The organism is Nonomuraea guangzhouensis (genome assembly GCF_019396345.1).
GTDB lineage: Bacteria > Actinomycetota > Actinomycetes > Streptosporangiales > Streptosporangiaceae > Nonomuraea > Nonomuraea guangzhouensis.
Genome location: NZ_JAHKRM010000006.1, coordinates 386,112 through 403,380, shown reverse-complemented (window position 1 = coordinate 403,380; position 17,269 = coordinate 386,112). Strand labels below are relative to the sequence as shown.

General features: G+C 65.9%; 20 protein-coding genes. 11 read left to right on the top strand and 9 right to left on the bottom strand.

What is annotated here, in order from left to right; all coding sequences use genetic code 11:
* Window positions 1–98: 98 nt before the first annotated feature.
* Window positions 99–584 carry an HAD domain-containing protein gene (locus KME78_RS14900; protein ID WP_219529446.1) on the bottom strand — a complete coding sequence of 162 codons (486 nt, stop codon included), beginning with the start codon at window positions 582–584 and terminating at the stop codon, window positions 99–101.
* Between the two features lie 125 nt (window positions 585–709).
* Here KME78_RS14900 and KME78_RS14895 point away from each other — a divergent pair, with 125 nt between their 5' ends.
* The gene (locus tag KME78_RS14895; RefSeq protein ID WP_219529445.1) at window positions 710–1,675 is read left to right on the top strand and encodes a hypothetical protein; all 966 of its coding nucleotides are present in this window, start codon (window positions 710–712) and stop codon (window positions 1,673–1,675) included.
* A gap of 468 nt (window positions 1,676–2,143) precedes the next feature.
* Complete coding sequence (locus tag KME78_RS14890; RefSeq protein ID WP_219529444.1) at window positions 2,144–2,770, top strand: hypothetical protein; 627 nt, start codon at window positions 2,144–2,146, stop codon at window positions 2,768–2,770.
* Window positions 2,771–3,144: 374 nt separating this feature from the next.
* Here the strand turns inward: KME78_RS14890 and KME78_RS14885 are convergent, their stop codons facing one another.
* Window positions 3,145–3,708: a DUF4303 domain-containing protein gene (locus tag KME78_RS14885; protein ID WP_219529443.1), complete on the bottom strand. Its 564-nt coding sequence runs from the start codon at window positions 3,706–3,708 to the stop codon at window positions 3,145–3,147.
* A 466-nt stretch (window positions 3,709–4,174) separates the two neighbouring features.
* Between KME78_RS14885 and KME78_RS14880 the strand changes: the two genes are divergently transcribed.
* Window positions 4,175–4,825 carry a hypothetical protein gene (locus tag KME78_RS14880; RefSeq protein WP_219529442.1) on the top strand — a complete coding sequence of 217 codons (651 nt, stop codon included), beginning with the start codon at window positions 4,175–4,177 and terminating at the stop codon, window positions 4,823–4,825.
* Between the two features lie 665 nt (window positions 4,826–5,490).
* Entirely contained in the window at window positions 5,491–6,054 is a 564-nt protein-coding gene (locus KME78_RS14875) for a DinB family protein (RefSeq protein WP_219529441.1), read from the top strand.
* 375 nt (window positions 6,055–6,429) lie between these two features.
* On the opposite strand, the gene KME78_RS14870 is transcribed toward KME78_RS14875, so the two are convergent.
* Window positions 6,430–6,798, bottom strand: a complete 369-nt coding sequence (locus KME78_RS14870) for an Mth938-like domain-containing protein (RefSeq protein ID WP_219529440.1) — start codon at window positions 6,796–6,798, stop codon at window positions 6,430–6,432.
* Window positions 6,799–7,516: 718 nt separating this feature from the next.
* Between KME78_RS14870 and KME78_RS14865 the strand changes: the two genes are divergently transcribed.
* The 3 genes from KME78_RS14865 (at window position 7,517) to KME78_RS14855 (ending at window position 9,129) form a co-directional block, all read left to right on the top strand.
* Entirely contained in the window at window positions 7,517–7,897 is a 381-nt protein-coding gene (locus KME78_RS14865; protein ID WP_219529439.1) for a type II toxin-antitoxin system RelE/ParE family toxin, read from the top strand.
* A complete protein-coding gene (locus KME78_RS14860; protein ID WP_219529438.1) occupies window positions 7,894–8,226 on the top strand; it encodes a helix-turn-helix domain-containing protein in 333 nt (110 codons plus the stop codon). Before KME78_RS14865 ends, KME78_RS14860 begins: the two co-directional genes overlap by 4 nt.
* A 351-nt stretch (window positions 8,227–8,577) precedes the next feature.
* Window positions 8,578–9,129, top strand: coding sequence for an SMI1/KNR4 family protein (locus tag KME78_RS14855; protein WP_219529437.1), 552 nt, complete (start codon window positions 8,578–8,580; stop codon window positions 9,127–9,129).
* A gap of 147 nt (window positions 9,130–9,276) precedes the next feature.
* Here the strand turns inward: KME78_RS14855 and KME78_RS14850 are convergent, their stop codons facing one another.
* On the bottom strand, window positions 9,277–9,882 hold the full coding sequence (locus KME78_RS14850) for a helix-turn-helix domain-containing protein (protein WP_308126949.1): 606 nt from the start codon (window positions 9,880–9,882) through the stop codon (window positions 9,277–9,279).
* Between the two features lie 61 nt (window positions 9,883–9,943).
* On the opposite strand from KME78_RS14850, the gene KME78_RS14845 reads away from it, so the two are divergent.
* A complete protein-coding gene (locus tag KME78_RS14845) occupies window positions 9,944–10,471 on the top strand; it encodes an SRPBCC family protein (RefSeq protein WP_219529435.1) in 528 nt (175 codons plus the stop codon).
* 31 nt (window positions 10,472–10,502) lie between these two features.
* Here the strand turns inward: KME78_RS14845 and KME78_RS14840 are convergent, their stop codons facing one another.
* Entirely contained in the window at window positions 10,503–10,793 is a 291-nt protein-coding gene (locus tag KME78_RS14840; RefSeq protein ID WP_219529434.1) for a hypothetical protein, read from the bottom strand.
* A 113-nt stretch (window positions 10,794–10,906) separates the two neighbouring features.
* Between KME78_RS14840 and KME78_RS67940 the strand changes: the two genes are divergently transcribed.
* Window positions 10,907–11,458 (top strand): tetratricopeptide repeat protein, encoded by a 552-nt coding sequence (locus tag KME78_RS67940; protein WP_372454911.1) that lies wholly within the window; start codon window positions 10,907–10,909, stop codon window positions 11,456–11,458.
* On the opposite strand, the gene KME78_RS14830 is transcribed toward KME78_RS67940, so the two are convergent.
* Both KME78_RS14830 and KME78_RS14825 read right to left on the bottom strand, forming a co-directional pair.
* Complete coding sequence (locus KME78_RS14830) at window positions 11,366–11,662, bottom strand: putative quinol monooxygenase (RefSeq protein WP_219529432.1); 297 nt, start codon at window positions 11,660–11,662, stop codon at window positions 11,366–11,368. The two genes, KME78_RS67940 and KME78_RS14830, sit on opposite strands and share 93 nt — an antisense overlap.
* Before the next feature lie 32 nt (window positions 11,663–11,694).
* A complete protein-coding gene (locus tag KME78_RS14825) occupies window positions 11,695–12,501 on the bottom strand; it encodes an aldo/keto reductase (protein WP_246651047.1) in 807 nt (268 codons plus the stop codon).
* Between KME78_RS14825 and KME78_RS14820 the strand changes: the two genes are divergently transcribed.
* A complete protein-coding gene (locus tag KME78_RS14820) occupies window positions 12,420–12,995 on the top strand; it encodes an MmyB family transcriptional regulator (RefSeq protein WP_219529431.1) in 576 nt (191 codons plus the stop codon). The genes KME78_RS14825 and KME78_RS14820 overlap by 82 nt on opposite strands.
* Here KME78_RS14820 and KME78_RS14815 read toward each other — a convergent pair.
* Together KME78_RS14815 and KME78_RS14810 are read right to left on the bottom strand one after the other, a co-directional pair.
* On the bottom strand, window positions 12,992–13,762 hold the full coding sequence (locus KME78_RS14815; RefSeq protein ID WP_219529430.1) for an alpha/beta fold hydrolase: 771 nt from the start codon (window positions 13,760–13,762) through the stop codon (window positions 12,992–12,994). The two genes, KME78_RS14820 and KME78_RS14815, sit on opposite strands and share 4 nt — an antisense overlap.
* A 25-nt stretch (window positions 13,763–13,787) precedes the next feature.
* Complete coding sequence (locus tag KME78_RS14810; RefSeq protein WP_219529429.1) at window positions 13,788–14,351, bottom strand: permease; 564 nt, start codon at window positions 14,349–14,351, stop codon at window positions 13,788–13,790.
* 211 nt (window positions 14,352–14,562) lie between these two features.
* On the opposite strand from KME78_RS14810, the gene KME78_RS14805 reads away from it, so the two are divergent.
* Window positions 14,563–17,268: a helix-turn-helix transcriptional regulator gene (locus KME78_RS14805; protein WP_246651045.1), complete on the top strand. Its 2,706-nt coding sequence runs from the start codon at window positions 14,563–14,565 to the stop codon at window positions 17,266–17,268.
* Window position 17,269 lies beyond the last annotated feature (1 nt).

Below are 17,269 nucleotides of genomic sequence, written 5' to 3'. Positions count from 1 at the left end.
GGCCCCTGTCGAGGGTCTGTCCGATGAGGAGCTGGAGCAGTTGGTAGCCGAACGAGGGCTGTGGGAGTAATTGTTAAATCCTATGGATTGTGGGTGATTCACAGAGCTCGAAGCCATTGATCGAGGGCTGCGAAATCTTCGTCGGCGAGTCCCCGGAATGACTCCACGTGGTGGAGGAGTGCCCGGCCGCCATGGTGCGTGGAGACCCAGTCCCGATCGGCGTCGGTGATCTCGTCGTCGACCCAGGCGAACGCGCGTCCGGCCGCCCAGTTCACCAGGGTCCGGGTCTTCCAGTGAAGCCCGAACCATTGGTTCTCACGTTCATCCCCGTCGGATGGGTCCGGCCAGTTCACGACTGGCAGGCACGGCAGCCCGATTCGGGGTGCTATCTCGGCGTTCGCCTCGTCTTCCCAGGTGGTGGCCCAGACGAGTTCGCAGGGCAGCGCCGCCAGCCGACGCCCCACTTCGGAGGTGAGCCGCGCCAAGTGTGAGTCGGGTGTGGTAGCCAACGGTTCGCGTTGCGGGGCCTCACCGAATGGGAGAAGCGGCCCGTCGACATCGAGGAAGAGCAGCGGGCGTTCCATGTGGCTGGTCATGCTGTGGTGAACTTCCCCCATCTCTATAAGAGCGCGATAGATCACGTTGTCAAGACAGCGCGATCCTAACGTGGACGCCTTCGCAGACCACGACCTTTCTCTATGCTGCCATCGTGATCAACGCTCTCCTGTTACGTGGTGTGCTATCCGTGAGCCTGCTTCTGTCCATGCTCGCCACCACTCCCGCATCCGCTCAGCAACGCATCGGCGTCGACATCGACGTGCCCAACGCTGGCGTCGTATTACATGAGCAGGACGGTGATCCGTGGAGGATGACGGCCTTCAGCAAGGAGGTGTCGTCATCACGCCGTGCCGCCTATCTCCGCTCATCCGATGGGAATACCTTCGTGGCGAAGAAAGGGTATGGCGAGCTGCAACCGGCGCCGAAAGGTGGAAACGTCGCGGGCGTGCCCTACTCCTCTCCCGGGACATACAACTCCGTTGTGATCTTCGATAGCGAGGGCAGGTCCAAGCGCATTCGTACGGTACGGAAACCGCTGAACGCCACCAGCCCCATTTGGGCACGTGATGGTCGCAGACTCGTCCTCAGCATCCAAAAAGACGAGATCGAAACGGTCGGCTTCGTCATCGTTGACCCCGTCGCCGGCACCTCGAAGGCCGTAACCGTCCGCAGCGTCCACGAACATGCGACTTTCCAGTGGACTCCGGACGGCAAATATCTGGTCGCCGGCATCTCGGACCTGTACGCAGGCGTCCGTGTGTACCGGCAGGACGGGCGCACGCTCCGCACGCTACGCAAGATCGGCATCATGCACGGCACGGATTCGTTCTCGCCCTCGGGCAGGCGAATCCTCACGCTGTGCGTGTATACCGAGAACCACTTCTGCCTGTGGGACTTCAAAACGGGCAAGCTCGTTAAGCGCGTCAACGAGGGCGGGCCGGCGATCGGATGGTGGGACGATCAGCACCTGTCCGTCGAGGCTAGTGACAACGATGGCTCCCGGGTAGTAGTGATTGACCTGAACGGCAAGATCACCCGTGTCCTGGCGAGCTTTACGGCGAAAGCCAAGCGGGAATGGGTCGACCTGGTCTACACGCCCAGCCAATCGACGGCATGACCCTGTGCAGAAGGACTTGAGCTGACAAGCTCCGCAGGCTCGTGGCGTCTATGTCTTCCCATTCTCTGGGCGCGAACTCCGGCCGTCGACTGACTTCTGAAGATCGGCCGTCGTACATCGAAGGGCAGTGCCGAGTTCCTTGCCCTCACGCGAGCATTCGATTTCGCCCAACCGGATGGTCTGCTGAGCCTGGCAATAGTGATCGGCCAGGCAAGCTGTCAGCTTGGAAAGTCTTTCATGATCACAGCGTCTGACCAGGGAAACGCGGACCTGGGACGATGCCGGTCGAGTGACCGTGAGTCCCCGCGACTGCCCGCTGATCGCCGTCCGAACGGGCACGCAGCGGGCACGGCCTGGCCGGCCCGCGCGCACTCCGCTCGCTCTGCTCGAGCATCTACCTCATCCACCTACCGCCTCGTGATCACAAAGGGTTGGACAGCGCCTCTGCGCGGACAAGAAGATCTCGGCATGGGAACCGACATCCACGGATTCATCGAGTGCCGTACATGGACTCCCGGACTCGATGTCGGCGAGACCGCTTGGGTTGCTGCTATCTCGCTGAAGATGTTGGTGGGCAGAGACTACGAAGCCTTCGAGTGCCTCTTCGGGATTCGCCGCTCAGGCCACTGGCGACCGATAGCGGCCGATCGCGGGCTCCCCCAGGATGCGTCGGAGATCGCCAAAGCGGGTTTGGCGGAATGGGGAGAAGCTGCCTTCGGTGTCACGTGGTTGAACTGGGATGAGGTCACCGCGATCGACTGGGATGAACCCGCGCTTCACCCGACCAACGTGGCCCAGTACCGGCAGCTTCCCGATCAGAGCCTAGAGCTCGTTTACCGCTCGGTATGGAGCCGCAGATTTGCTCGGGTAAGTGGTGTGGATACCTTGACGGTCGACCCTTATCAGGTTGCCGTGCTGTGGGATGAAGGCACCGAATGGAAGGACAGAGACACTGTCTTCCGTGTTGAGCGTGCCACGCGCCGCCTCGCCGTCCCGCCCGACAGCCTCTGGCACGGGGTATGGACAGTCATGCGTACGCTCGCGCACATTCACGGAGACGATGCTGTCCGCTTGGTGGCCTGGTTCGAGCAGTAGGCGATCCGGCATGCCGGACAGTGCTTTTCGTGCTTGGAGCGGGTGACGGGAATCGAACCCGCGCTGTCAGCTTGGGACTCTTTCAAGATCATGCGGACTGAGCTGGAGAAGCGCTGACCTGGGCAGACATGGGTTGAGTGCCGCTGAGTCCCCGTGACTCCCTGCTGATCGCCGTCCGAACGGGCACGCACCTTCTGATCGGTAGGTCCCCCACGCGTCTCTGACGCCGTTCAAATCAGCTCGCGCTAGAGGTCCTTCACGTACAAGGGCTGCTCTTTTGCGGGCGCTCTGTTTTACAGGATCGGCAAGAGACCTGTCTTGGAGAGCTGGGTAATCGCGACTGAACTGAGGGACGCTGAGCTGGCTGGGGGGGCTCAAGTCTCCTCGAGTTGCCGCAGGTACTCGGCCAGCTCAGGGACTGTCGGCAGCAGCTGCGGGTCGACGCTCTTCCGGATCAGACCGGCCTCCTCATCCCCGCGTTGCCCTTCGAGGATGACGACGACGAACCCAGGCGGAAGCGACCCGTGGATGTCGCCCCGGCGCGCTGTCGTGGTGATCGCTTTGCAGACGTTGGCCATCGCGGTGTCGTGCGCCGCCTCGAGCGCGTTCATCGCCGCATCCCGTTCGGTCTCGGTGGCAGCGGGTGCCAGATACTCCTCAGTGAGACTGAGATACCACGGCGACATCGCATCGCTCGTCGCGTCCAGGACGTCCCACCGCCACTCCGGCGGGGTGAACCGTGTCGAGTACTCATAGTCCTCGTGCACCGCTGCCTCGATGTTGGCGGCTAGGGCGGGCGGGAGGATCTTGACGCCGTCCATATAGAAGAGATGGAAGGCCGCGCCGTACAGTCGCTCGCCTGGACACGCCGCTGCGAGGTCACTCAGGATGCGGCATCCGCTGTCATGCCATGCCTTCTCGAAGGCGCCCCAGTCCATCGCCGCATGCTAGCGCCGATCTTTCAGCCTCGGCTGTCTAGATGCCGAGGGCTTACCGTTGCCGATGGTGATGAATGGGCACACCGCGCCCTGAGAACCTCATAAGGCGAGAGGCTTGGGGAGCGTCTCCCGACCAGCACAAGAACCCTCCGAAGCCGACCCTCCGAAGGGGGCGGCGAGCCGGTCTCTCCTAGAGCGGGTGACGGGAATCGAACCCGCGCTGTCAGCTTGGGAACTGCATCAATCACGGCCTGATGAGGCGCTGAGCTGGGCAGAAAGCCGGTCCTGAGTGACCGTGATCGATCCCTCGTCACCCCTGTCAATGGCCCGCTAATGGCCCGGCGATCAGCCCGCGACCTGGTGTTTCTCGTGCGACGCGCGCATCCTGCCCAGCTGATCATCCCGTCTGCCGTCGACCTGCCCGAAGGGTAAGCGTGCCAGGCCTCGGGGAAGACATGATGGTGCCGTGGGATTCGGGACATACGCCAGACGCGTTCGCGATCGTGATCTTCCTTACGGAGGACGCTTCCGCGCGCTGAGGTGCGCAGTCAGCCGCTACCACCCGATCGGCTTCAATGCGACCTGCTCATACCTGGCCACGGCAGGAAACCTTCGACGCGATGAGTTGGCTCTGATCCGAGCGCTGGACATGCTGGAACTCAGCCGGAATGCTTGGCTGGCGGAGATCGACGCCTTCGCCGACCGGCGCCGCCTCGAAAAGTCAAGGCATCGCCGTAGTCCGTTGGCGTCCGAAGTGCGATACCTGCATGGATGGAGATGGCCCGGGCCGGAAGGCCATCGGGTGATGTTTCGAGAGATCGGGATCCTGTGGGGCCGGCATGTGCCCGTCCCATTCCCTGACGTACCGACCTCGGTGAGGGACGACCTCGTCGAACTGAACGCCACTCTCGCCGACTGCGTATCGACCTACCTACGCAACAACGGCACGACCGGCTCAGGCCACAAAGCCACTCTCCTCAGGTGCCTGCGCAAACTCCGATGGCATCTGCATCACCTGGGCTACCCCTCCTCCTTCCACGACGCCTATGACTACCACCGCCGCCTGCTCAAGGTGACGGAACTGGTAGTCAACGATGCGTACCCGTTCTCCGTTTAGACGCAGGACACAGGTTAGGCTTCAGGAGGAAGATCAACGCATGGTGACCGCTTCTTATGAGCACGATCATTCACAGGGTCGTACGGCTCCCGTTGCGTAGAACGTCGGTTCCGAAGGCTGAGTTGATCTGCCTTCGTTCGTGGCCGTTGTTGTCACAGGGGTCACGTCCACGGACGTGACCCCTGCCAGTCGAGGAGCCGCGCGTCCCCGCGAGTCCCCGCTGATCGCTCTGCGAACGGGCACGAGTGGAAGACACGGCTCAATGCAGGTCAGGAATGCCGTTCGGTCTTCGATGAACGCCGCGGACAGACGGGGGACCGCAACGGGCGTCGACCTCAGGTGGTTTCAGGGTGAGAAGTGGCCCCACCTACGGGCGAGCGTCGGCCCCAGTTAGCAATCTTGACTGCCTTGATCAAGGACGAGATTTGGCCTCACCTATCGTGTTCCAGGGTCGCTGGTCTCGGGATCATCTGTCTTCGCCATCTTCGAACATGCAGGTCGGAGGCTCTGGCATGGCGCTCGCTCGGGGTACTCGCGGCGGCGCGGCCCGAAGGCGCATCATCCCCCAGCATCATCTCCCGGTGCGGTACGTTCTCGCGGCCCACGGCCGGCGACGGCGTCCGCGAGGCTCGCAGCTAGATCTCCGTGGCCGGTAGTGTGCGGAAATGACAAGAAGCGAGCGGCTCGCGGAGCAGTTGGACTGGTACTGGCGCAAGAACCTGCGGCCGCGGCTGGACGGTCTTGCCGATGAGGAGTACTTCTGGGAGCCGGTGCGCGACTGCTGGAGCATCCGCCCACGTGGCACGTCGGCCGCACCGATGTCGGCAGGTTCAGGGGAGTGGACGATGGACTCCGCGTCCCCTGACCCGGTGCCGGCGCCGGTGACCACGATTGCCTGGCGGCTGGCGCACATCATCGTCTCGTGCCTGGGCTATCGGGTCGGATGGCACTTCGGCGGCCAGGACATCGACTCCCAGACATTCGCCTACGCGGGGACCGCTGACGAGGCGCTGAAACAGCTCGATGAGATGTACGGGAGATGGAACGCGGGGGTCCGCGAACTCTCGGACGCCGACCTGGAGAATCCGCCCGCGGTGGGTCCCGAGCGGCTTCCCATGGAGGTCATCGTCCAGCACGTCAACAAGGAGCTGATCCATCACGGCGCCGAGATTTCTCTGCTGCGCGACCTCTACCTCTGGCAGGACGGAGCCGTACCGCGCCGAATATGACTTTTCGGTAATCGGCGATCGAGCTTCGGACATGCAGGTAGAAGGCCCCGGAGCACATCAAGCGTCAAAACTCAGCGGAACGTACTTCTCCGATCACAGGATGGGGCCACCGTCCACGCGTAGGTGGGGCCACTTGTCGCCCGTAGAACCACTCAGGAGTAGAAGCCGCGCCCATGCTTCCCGTGGGCGTGGTGAAGACGTCTGAACGAGTCTCGCGGAGATAGTCGTAGCGCTCCCTGAACCTGTCGATGGCTTCGTGGAGCGTGCTGCCGGAGTGATCTCGAATCACCATCAGGGCCTGGATGATGCGCGCTTCGAGGATCTGATCATCAATGGCGTCCCATGGATCACTCACCGACGAATGCCCGCACGCCATCAACAGGTGGAGTGGAACAGGCCTCCAACAGGAACGGACTCAGCCAGCCTGTTGTAACGGTGGACAGCCACGGTGGTCTCCTCGACATACACCTCGATACCCTGGGCCTTCAAGAGATCCAGGGTCTCAGGGCAGGTCTCCAAGACCAGGTGCATACCTCGGGAAAGAACGATCACTTCACTGCCTCTGTCGAGGAGCTCCTGAACGTCCGAGGGTTGGATACCGGGCTTGTGCCTCGTGCCGGTCTCGCTCCAGTCCCAGGGCCTTCCGCCACCGGGATAAAGCTTGAAGTCCTTGCCCTCACCCAAGCCGTCGACCACCATCCTCCCCCATGAGATATGCGTGATCAACGGTGATCGAGACTCCATGAGGCGACAGTAACTCCCGCCATGTCACTCACGTAACCCCTGCCTGATCGTCCCGTCGTCGTCCCACCGGGCAGGGAAGCGGGCCAAGGGTCAGGGGTGAAGGTGGAGCTCCCCACTGGGTTCTGGTTCATTTCTTGTGATCGGTTGCGGGGCGCGATCGTGTTCAGGTGGTGGACAGTACTCGACGACAGGCCACCCGGATTCGGCTCGGGGCAACGAGGTAGCCACCCCAGATGGCCAAGCGGTCGGGGAGTTCGAGGGGCGGCAGCCCCTCGACTTGGGGTTTGGGGCGGGAGCCCCAATAGACACAGTCTGAGCTTGATCGGCGCGAAGCGCCCCCCACGGCGAAGGCGACGCAGTTGGCGGGGTGTGGGAGCCGCGCCCGCACCGAACACTGTCTGAGCTCTTGAGCGCGAAGCGCCTATTGGAGAAGGCCTTGCTTGTGGAGCGGGTGACGGGAATCGGCTTGGGAATTGCAGAGATCTTGCCTCGTAGGGACGTTGACCTGGGTCTGAGGCCGGTCGTGAGGGACCATGGTTGACCCCTCGTTACCACCCTTAATGGCACACTAATGGCACGGCGATCAGCCCGCGACCCTGGTGTTTCCCGCGCGACGCGCGCACGCCGTCCGCCTGATCATCCCGTCCACCGTCGACCCGCCCGAAGGAGAAGCAGGATGCTGATATGGAGAATATGACTAGATGGTTATAATAGCTGCATGAGCTGGGAGGTCAGCCTTCATCCGGAGGTCGAGGCATGGTATCTGACCATATGCGCAACCGATCCGGAGACTGCAGACCTGATCAAGGACGCGATCGATCAGCTCGCGGAGGAAGGCCCAACGGCGCGCCGTCCTCTGGTCGACCGGGTACAGGGCAGCCAGTACCACAACATGAAGGAACTACGTCCGCCCTCATCGGGGACGAGTGAGATCCGGATGCTGTTCTGCTTCGATCCGGCACGGGAAGCGATCTTTCTGGTGGCCGGCGATAAGGCCGGCAACTGGAACCGCTGGTATCGGGAGGCGATACCACTGGCTGATGAACGATTTGCCCAGCACTTGATCACGCTCAAGCAAGAAGAGCAGGAGGAGCGATGAGCACTCGGTACAGCAAGTGGTCGGATGTCAAGGCCAAGGCGGCAGCCCTCGACCCGCGAGACGAGACGGAACGCGCTGCTGGGGAAGCCGTCGCGCGTGAACGCCGCGAAGCGTATGTCCGCGGATTCCAGCTCGCCGAGATCCGTCAGGCCGCCGGTGTCACTCAGGCTGAACTCGCCGACATCTTGGGAGTCAGCCAAGCTCGCATCTCCAAGATTGAACATGGCGAGGTATCCGGCATCGACGTCGTGCGAGAGTACATCGCTGCACTCGGGGGCCATTTGGATCTCGTAGCAACGCTCGGCGACCGAACCTGGAAAGTCGCCTGAGAAAGGTGCGCCGGTCCGCAGCCAAGTAGTTCAGAGCTTCGACCATGCCAGCTCTGAACTGAGCCTTCGTTGTGGAGCGGGTGACGGGAATCGAACCCGCGCTGTCAGCTTGGGAATTGCAGGGATCTTGCCCTGCTGAGCTGCAAAACGGAGGTGCAGGTCGAGACTGGTCGAGTGACCCTGAGTCTCCGTGATTCACCGCTGATCGCCGCTCGTTCTGGCACGGATCTGGCACGCGGTCGATGCCTCTGTGTTGTGGCATTATCGGTCGAAGCTGACAGCATGCAGCCTTATGGACGTAGAAGACTTCTGGCGCTTCCTCCAGCGGTCCCCGCACGCGGAGTGCAGATCATGACCGAAGATGAGATCTTGGAAGCGATACGGTCAGACCTTGGGCCTGATGTACTACCGGTGGCCTCGACCGAGGCGGTCGCTGAGGCTGAAGAGGCCATCGGTTACCCGCTTCCTTCGCTGCTACGGCGGTTGTATCTGGAGGTGGGGAACGGAGGTTTCGGTCCTCGCGGCGGCATCATCGGTGTACGGGGGTATGACTTCTGGAAAAGCGACATCTTCGCGGACATAACTGAATCGGCTTTGGCGTTTCGAACCGAGTCCTACGGACGATGCGCGGGCATGATCCAGTTGTTGGACTGGGGGTGTGCAATCGCGTCACTGCTGGATTGCCGCGATCCCGAGGGCACGATGTGGGGATGGAACCCCAATCTGTGTTGCTTGGATCACGCGCTCTTCCCTCAGGACATCACCTTCGCGTCGTGGCTCGCGGAGTCGATTGCCCGCGACTTCGCCGAACCGTTCTATGACGGTTACTTCGAGGTCTCACCGCAAGATGAGGCAGAGATCGCGGTGAGCACCATCGGAGAAAAGGAGGAACCGTGCATGTGATCCCCGCCTATATGGGTGAAGGGCAGGAAGGCCGGCACCGGCATCTGGGAGCGCCATCACATGTCCGGGTGTGTCGGACGTTGGAAACCAGCGCATGCAACGAGCTGCCTCCACGGTGCCGCTAGCACATCAGCATGCGGGACGCAGTCAGGTGGCGGGCCGGGCGTAGCGCGGGTCCTGGTTGCCGGAGTAGACCACGGTCATGGTGAGTCGGAGCGTCTCAGCGGTCGGGTTTCGGTACAGATGGGCTCGGTCGCCTCGGATGCGTATGGACCCGCCTTCCGCGACGTGGAACGTGGCCCCGCCGACTTCCACCACCAGTTCTCCCTGATGCAGGTGGATCAACTCGCGAGTGCCGACGGGATGGGCATGCGAGCTGATCTCGTCGTTCGGCGCGATGACGAAGTCCCATAGCTCGACAAAAGGCGCTTGCCCATCGTTGATGAGCAGCCTCGCCTCGCTGGCGCGTCCAGCTCGCCGAACGTCGATGTCAGCGGCGGGCGTCACGCGGCCGAGGTCTTCCGGCGGCTCGACGAGCTGTCCGATGGTGATCCCGAGTGTGGAGCAGATACGGGCGACCGTCGCGATAGAAGGATTGGTCTGACCCGTTTCGATCTGCTGGAGCATGCCGCGGCTGACACCGCTGCGAGAGGCGAGGTCTTCCAAGCGCCATCCGCGCTCTCTTCTTCCCGCCCGCAGATTCGCCGCCAACGTCGCACTGACCGCCTCTGCTGGATCTGTTGACAACTCCACGCCTCCATGTCCAAGATTTTATATCCGTAATCCAGGATAATGTACCCGAGGAGAGTTGAACATGGCGAGTCAGAACCTAGCCACCCACCAGGATGTCCAGTTCTGCCTAGACGGGATCGGCGTAACCCGGCCCGACTGGAAGACGCTTATCGTCGCCGCAACAACCGACAGCCCAGCCGACCCGCACGACGTCTGGACGCTCTGGAGCGACCTGAGCAACTGGCCGTCCTGGTCGCCGTTGCACCAGGCCACCGAGTGGACCGGAGCGCCCGGATTCGCAGTGGGTGCGACCTTCGACCAGACCCTTCGCCTCGGTTTTCCCGCCGGGACCACCACCGACCATGTCACCGTCGGCATCGCCGAGCCCGCCCGTCGCGCCTCCTGGACTGGTGACGCCAACGGTGTACGGTCCTGCCATTTGTGGACCTTCACCGCGCGAACTGGAGGAGGAACCCGAATCGGCAACACCGAGGTCTTCAACGGCACAGTCATCGGACTGACCAAGCCGATGCTCGCCTCACGATGGCGCCGCCAGTTCCAGGAAGCTGTCGACGCACTCGCAAGCATCGCGGTGCCAGGCCGTCGTTGAAGGCGTCGCCAGCACACCGGGTAGGTCCGTCTCAGCCCGCGTCCACGTCGGTCCCGAGATCGCCGCCGCGCAGCGCCCAGAACAGCTCGCTGTCGGACTCGCCGGTGACCCGCACCACCTCGCCGTCGGCGTCGACGATCTCGAAGGCGCGCCGAGTCGGCGGCCCAGCCGTGCGCGCGGCCGAACCACGAGATGCCGCCGCCCCGCGACGAACCCTGCGACCGTACGGCAGGGCTGCTGCCGGCCGGCCCGGTAAGACCGTCGCCCACGCGGCGTTGACCCGGCTGCTCGGCCACCAGCTGGCCACGGCGTCGGCCGCCATGCACGTGCTCTACCCCGACAGCGCTTACCACGACAACGCTCTCGTTCTGTACGGCAAGGCGCTGCGGGCCGCCCTATCCGCGAGGACCGAACCGACTGACCGACCTCGGCTGGGTGCATCGGGTGCAGGGCAGCCATGACGTCGCCCGTGAGCACTTCGATCGAGCTCTGGCCGCATGCCGTACGTCCGAAGACCTGCGAGGTCAAGCGCGGACACTGGTCGGCTTGGGCGGGGTTTATCCGGACGGCGGCGACCACGAGCAGGCCGTGGAGGCGAGCCTGCGCGCCTTTGAGCTCTTCCGTGATCTCGGCGACCGGTTCGGCGAGGCCGTGACGCTGGACTACCTCGGCATCGCCCACGAGCGACTCGGCCAGTACGCGCGCGGCCGACCTGCATCGCCAGGCGCTGGAACTGTCACGGGCAATCGGCAACCAAGGCGCTCAACAGCCCGGCCGGGATCGCCGCGACCCTGGGCGACCCCGGCCAGGCCATCCGACTGCACAACCGGAGCGAGGAAGATCGGGCCCGCCAGGCCATCGCGCTACTCCAATCAACATCGGAGACCTCCCACATCAACTAGTGGGGGCGGTCACCAGCCTGCGCAGAGTCATCGGCTCGGCCAGGACCAGCTCCAGAACCTGCTTGGCGTGACGGAAATGCGGTGAGCTGTAATGCTCCGCGAGGGCCTGGGGGCCGGTCCATTCCTCGATTGCCACCATGCTGGCGGGGCGGTTGGGGTCGGTGTAGATGCAATAGGCCAGGCAGCCGGGTTCGTCCAGGGACGGTTCGATCATCGCCTCCAGAGCGGTGCGGAGCCGATCTTCCTGCCCCGGCGCGGCCAGGCATTCGGTGAGATGAATGAGGGACATGTCCTTCGCTCTCCTTGCGTGATGGCAGGCCGTTACGGCCGGGCGGCGCCGGTACCGGCGCCTGACGCGGTGATCGCGGCGGCGACCTCCTCGAGGTCTGCCGGGGTCAGGCGCACGGCGCCCGCTCCGATCCATCCGCCGACCTGCTCCGGCTTGCGGGCGCCGACGATGGCACCGGTAACGCCGGGCCAGGCCAGTGCCCAGGCGATGGCGACCTCGGCCAAGGTGCTGCCATGGCGTTCGGCGATGGGGCGCAGCGCGTCGGCGAGCTGGAGGTTGGCGGCTAGACCGGTGGTGAAGTCGTCGTGGGCCGCGCGCCAGTCGTCGGCGGGCAGGTTCGCCACTCGTTCGGCGGAGAAGGCGCCGGTGAGAAGCCCCGACTGGAGCGGTGAGTAGACGATCACACCGGTGCCGTGGGCGCGGGCCCAGGCGATCTCCGCGGCAGCGGAGCGGTTGATCGCGGAGAACGGTGGTTGGATGACATCGACGTGGGCGATCCGTTCGGCGGCCTCAAGCAGGTCGGGTGTGTGATTGGACAGCCCGATCGCCCGGACCTTTCCTCGGCCTTCAAATTGGCCATGACCTGCCAGTACTCCTCCAGCGGCGTGGCATTGGGTGACACTGCTCCAAACCCGCCACCGGCGTACTCCAGAGACTCGCCGGTGGGGCCACAGCCTGCACTTTTCCGCGGAAGTTCCTGGACGCGGTCGTCCGCGCTCTGCGGCTGGACGCCGCCGAACGCGGCCATCTGCACCGCTTGGCCCGACCGGACCCTGCCACCGCACCCGACGCCGCCGACCGTCGGCCTCCGCGCTCAGGCATCTACCGCCTGCTGTCATCGATCCACGACGTGCCCGCCTACCTGGTCGACCGCAACACCACCGTGCTGGCCTGGAACCCGTTGGCCGCCGCGCTGATCATCGACTTCGGGGCGCTGCCACCCGAGCGGCGCAACCTGGCCCGGCTGAACTTCCTGGACGAGGGCGTGCGCCGGCTCTACGCCGATTGGCCGGCACGGGCCCGCGATCTGGTCGGCTTCCTGCGGCTGGACGCCGGTCACCGACCCGCCGACCCGTCCACTGCGGCCCTGATCGAAGAGCTGTCCGCCGCCAGCGCGGAGTTCCGTCAGCTGTGGGCGGAGCACCAGGTGAAGGACAAACGACACGGGCGCTACCTGTACCGGCATCCTCTGGTCGGCGAGCTCGAGCTGGCCTACGAGACCCTGCGCCTGCCGGACGACTCCGGACTAGCCCTGGTGGTACACACCGCCGACGAAGGGTCGGCCTCCCACACCGCGCTCCAGCTCCTGGCCACCTGGACCGGCCGGCGTTAGAAAACGTTCTTCAGGAAGGGCAGCAGGGCCTCTGCTGTCCGCTCGGGGAACTCCGACATCGGGTAGTGGCCGGCGTCGTCGATCACCACGGCCTGCCCGCGCAGCAGCGACGCCTGCGTCCGCGCCTCCGCCGCCGGGTCGGGGAAGTCGGGATCCTTGGCTCCCATGAGGACCAGCGCCGGGCAGCGGACCTGCGCGATGACCTGTTCGGCTTCCGGAGCGCGGTTGAGCAGCATGCGCCGCATCGCCTCGCGCCGCTGCGGGTCGCGCAGCATGGCCACCAGTTTGGCGCGGTGTTCGGCCAGGTCGGCGGGCTTGGCGGTCGGATGGGCCGTGGTGTAGTAGACGCTCCACAGCCGCGGGGACGAGGCGATCAGCCTGATGAGCGCACGGACGGCGAGGTTGAGCGGGATGGCCCGGATGAATCCGTCGATGGGCACGATCCCGGCGACCCGCTCGGGGGCGTCGGCGGCCGCGCGGATGATGCCACCTCCGGCGTAGGAGTTGCCGAGCAGGACGACGGCGGGCGCGTCCAGGTGCTCCAGGAGGGCCACGATGTCGGCCCCTACCGCGGACTGGGAGTAGTCGTCCCAGCCCGCCGACGACTCCCCGTGGCCTCGCAGGTCCATCGTCACCACCCGGTATCCCGCCGCCACCAGCACCGGGCGCAGCGACCGGTAGGCGTCCCGGGTGTCGCCCAGACCGGGTACGCACACGAGGAGCGGCCCTTCGCCGGCGGAGTCATAGGCCAGGCGGCCCCCTGGCACGTCGATGAACAATTCGATGCCCTGCCTAGCTGAGGATGTCAACGGCCAGGCCCAGGACGAGCAGCAGGGCCATGACACCGCCGGAGACGATCGCGCGCCAGGTGATCGAGGCGCGTTGCCGTACTGAACGGAAGTAGAAGATGGCGCCGGCCACCAGGAGAACGGCCTCGATGACGGCGGTGGCCCACGGGGTCTGCCACAGGCCGAGGCCAAGCAGCGGCAGGTCGCCGGCGTTGCCGGGCAGCAGGGGCAGGTCGGCGCGGTGGACGAGCAGGTCGAGCACCCAATGGCTGAAGACCATCAGGCCGAGCACAGTCCCGGCCCGGCGGCCCCACCGCCATGCGCCGAAGCCGCCGTACAGGGCCGACAGCAGCAACGAGCCCAGCAGGGAGTGAGTGTATTGCGCATTGATCAGCGCCTCGCCGTACGTTCCCGGGGCGACGGCCTGGAAGGACTCGATTCCGCCCGCCAGGTAAAGGACGACGAAGACGACGTCGAGGAACTGCGTGGCGAGCATGAGCGACCACAGCGGGACGCGCGGCTGGGCTGCCTTGACCGCCGCGGCCAGGCCGAAGTGTCCGATGAACATTCAGTGTCCTTCCTTGCTGCCGGGATCGGGGGTGCGAGTGGCCCAGTGGTCGAGCCAGCCGCACAGGGCGACGAACAGCAGCAGAAAGATCAATAAGGACATGCGTTTCTCCTTACGTCGCCGTCGGGGATCATGTACGACGGTACGGAGGGAGGGCGTACGTCCGGCATCGGACGATTGACTGGTAATCCCGCGATGACGGTAGATTCCGATGGTGCTGCTGGGGCGAAAGCGGGAACAGGCGCAGATCGAGGCTCTGATCGCGGAGGCCAAGGACGGCCGGAGCGCGAGCCTGGTCATCCGGGGCGAGCCCGGGATCGGCAAGTCCGCGCTCCTCGGCCACGCCGATCAACTGGCGGAGGGACTGCAGCGGCTGCACGGCACCGGCATCGAGACCGAGGCCGAGCTGCCCTTCGCGGCACTCCACCTGCTGCTGCGCCCGACCCTCGACCGCATCGGCGCTCTGCCGGCGCCGCAGACCAGGGCGCTGGAGGGCGCGTTCGGCCTCGCCACCGCCCCGCCGGACCGGTTCCTCATCGGCCTGGCCGCCCTGTCGCTGCTCACCGAACTGGCCGAGGACGGCCCGCTGCTCGTCCTGGTCGACGACGCCCAATGGATGGACAGATCCTCGGCCGAGGCACTGCTGTTTACGGCCAGACGGCTTCACTCGGAGGGGATCGCCCTGCTGTTCGCGGCTAGGGACACCTTCCACGCGCCCGGGGTGCCCGAGTTGCGGCTCAACGGTCTCGACCGGCAGGCCGCCTCCGACCTGCTGCGCGAGCACACGCCAGGGCTCGGCCCGGCCGTACGGGAAAGGATCCTCGCCACAAGCGGCGGGAACCCCCTCGCGCTGATCGAGTTGCCACGGGTGCCCGACGCGCTGCCGGACGTCCAGGAGCCACTGCCGCTGCCGCGCCGCATCCAGGAGGCGTACGAGGCGCGGATCGCCGTACTGCCGCCGGACACTCAGACGATGTTGCTGGTCGCGGCCCTCGACGACGCCGGCGATCTCGACGTCGTCGTCCGCGCCGCGGGGAAGCTGGGAGTAGGCGCCGGCGCCCTCGGCCCGGCCGAGCGCGCCGGGTTCCTGTCCACCGCGGGCGGGCGCCTGTCCTTCGGCCACCCACTGATGCGTACGGCGGCGGCACGGCGGGCGGCCTACGGCGAACGCGTGACCGTGCACCACGCACTGGCCGGGGCACTCAACGACGACCAGGACGCCGACCGCCGCGCCTGGCACCTGGCGGCCGCCGTGACCGGACGCGACGAGCCCATCGCCGCCGCGCTCGAACAGGCGGCCGACCGTGCTCGCGAACGCGCGGGCCACGCCGCGGCCGCCGCCGCACTGGAGCGCGCCGCCCGGCTCACCCCCACGTTGGCCGAACGTGCCCGACGGCTGGCCCTGGCCGCAGAGGCCGCCGCCGAGGCCGGAGCCCTGGAACACGCTCAAATCCTGGCCGACCAGGTGCGGCGACTCGGTGACGACCCGCTCACCCTCGCCAGGCTGGCAGGACTGCGCGGCCGGATCGCCTTCGACCGGGGCAATGTGCACGACGCGCACCGGATCCTCCTCGACGGCGCCGCCTCCATCGCCGACGTGGACCGGAAGGAGGCGGCGCTCATCCTGCTCGACGCGGTCCGCAACGCCTGGTACCTCAGCGATCCCGCGGCCGTCGCCGAGGCCGCGGCGCGGCTCGCCGAGCTGCCGCTGACGCCGGAGGACGGGATGGACGGGTTCGTCCGGGCGGCCCGCGCGATGGCCGACTTCCTGGCCGGCGACCTGGACCGGGCGCTCCCACCGTTCCGCGAACTCATCGCCGTGGCCGTGGCGGTCCCCACCGGCATGACGGCGCTGAGGATCAGCGTCTGCTCGCTGGCCGGAATCTCGGGCGACTTCGACAACGGGCTCGCCATCGCACAGTCGGTGATCGAGGAATGCCGGGCCGAGGGCATGGCCGGGCTGCTGTCGCTGGGCCAGGTGGTGCTGGCGATCCACCAGATGTACCTCGGCCGGTTCCGCGACGCCATCGCGACCGCCACCGAAGGGCGCCAGCTTGCCACCGACATCGGGCAGACGCACCGCATCGCGCACTTCGAGAGCGCCATGGCCATGGTTGCCGCCGTCCAGGGCCGCGAACAGGACTGCCGTGAGCTGGCCGAACGTACGATCGCGCACCACGAAGCCCACCCGGTGGCGACGATCGTCGGCTGGGCCGAGTGGGCGCTCGGCCTGCTGGACCTCGGCCAGGGCCGCTTCGAGGCCGCGCTCGAACGCTTCGAGGCCGCCGCCCTGGGACCGCTCCGGCACCAGATCATGCCCATCTACTTCGCGCCCGACCAGATCGAGGCCGCCGTACGGCTCGGCCTGCCCGACCGCGCCGCGGAACCGCTCACCCGCTTCGAGTCCTGGGCCACGGCCGCCCGCCACCCGTGGGCCGACGCCGTACTGCACCGCTGCCGTGCCCTCCTCGCCCACGACGAGGAGGAGGCGCAACAGCATTGGGAACAGGCCGCACGCTCACACGCCGAGGCGAATCGGCCCTACGAGCGGGCCCGCACCGACCTGCTGCACGGCGAGTGGCTGCGCCGCGCCCGCAGAAGAAACGAATCTCGCACCCGGCTGCGCGCCGCCCTGGAGACTTTCGACCGCGTCGACGCCGCTCCCTGGGCCGAGCGCGCCCGCGCCGAGCTGCGCGCGGCCGGGGAGACAGTCGCGCCGGGCGCCCCCGACCTGATCGCTCTGCTCTCTCCCCAGGAACTCCAGGTGGTACGGCTTGCCGCCACGGGCGCAACCAACAGGAAGATCGCCGCCCAGCTGTTTCTCAGCCCCAGGACCGTCAGCCACCATTTGTACCGCGCCTTCCCCAAGCTCGGCGTCACCACCCGCACCGAACTCGCCCGCCTCGACCTGGTCTGAG

What these genes read in the sequence shown, in the direction of transcription:
- KME78_RS14885 (WP_219529443.1), bottom strand. Translation starts at nt 3,708, where the DNA reads ATGGACTGGGGCGCCTTCGAGAAGGCATGGCATGACAGCGGATGCCGC.
- KME78_RS14845 (WP_219529435.1), top strand. Translation starts at nt 9,944, where the DNA reads ATGGCGAGTCAGAACCTAGCCACCCACCAGGATGTCCAGTTCTGCCTA.
- KME78_RS14825 (WP_246651047.1), bottom strand. Translation starts at nt 12,501, where the DNA reads ATGACAGCAGGCGGTAGATGCCTGAGCGCGGAGGCCGACGGTCGGCGG.
- KME78_RS14860 (WP_219529438.1), top strand. Translation starts at nt 7,894, where the DNA reads ATGAGCACTCGGTACAGCAAGTGGTCGGATGTCAAGGCCAAGGCGGCA.
- KME78_RS14840 (WP_219529434.1), bottom strand. Translation starts at nt 10,793, where the DNA reads ATGGCGGCCGACGCCGTGGCCAGCTGGTGGCCGAGCAGCCGGGTCAAC.
- KME78_RS14890 (WP_219529444.1), top strand. Translation starts at nt 2,144, where the DNA reads ATGGGAACCGACATCCACGGATTCATCGAGTGCCGTACATGGACTCCC.
- KME78_RS14855 (WP_219529437.1), top strand. Translation starts at nt 8,578, where the DNA reads ATGACCGAAGATGAGATCTTGGAAGCGATACGGTCAGACCTTGGGCCT.
- KME78_RS14900 (WP_219529446.1), bottom strand. Translation starts at nt 584, where the DNA reads ATGGAACGCCCGCTGCTCTTCCTCGATGTCGACGGGCCGCTTCTCCCA.
- KME78_RS14875 (WP_219529441.1), top strand. Translation starts at nt 5,491, where the DNA reads ATGACAAGAAGCGAGCGGCTCGCGGAGCAGTTGGACTGGTACTGGCGC.
- KME78_RS14870 (WP_219529440.1), bottom strand. Translation starts at nt 6,798, where the DNA reads ATGGAGTCTCGATCACCGTTGATCACGCATATCTCATGGGGGAGGATG.
- KME78_RS14830 (WP_219529432.1), bottom strand. Translation starts at nt 11,662, where the DNA reads ATGTCCCTCATTCATCTCACCGAATGCCTGGCCGCGCCGGGGCAGGAA.
- KME78_RS14810 (WP_219529429.1), bottom strand. Translation starts at nt 14,351, where the DNA reads ATGTTCATCGGACACTTCGGCCTGGCCGCGGCGGTCAAGGCAGCCCAG.
- KME78_RS14805 (WP_246651045.1), top strand. Translation starts at nt 14,563, where the DNA reads ATGGTGCTGCTGGGGCGAAAGCGGGAACAGGCGCAGATCGAGGCTCTG.
- KME78_RS14865 (WP_219529439.1), top strand. Translation starts at nt 7,517, where the DNA reads ATGAGCTGGGAGGTCAGCCTTCATCCGGAGGTCGAGGCATGGTATCTG.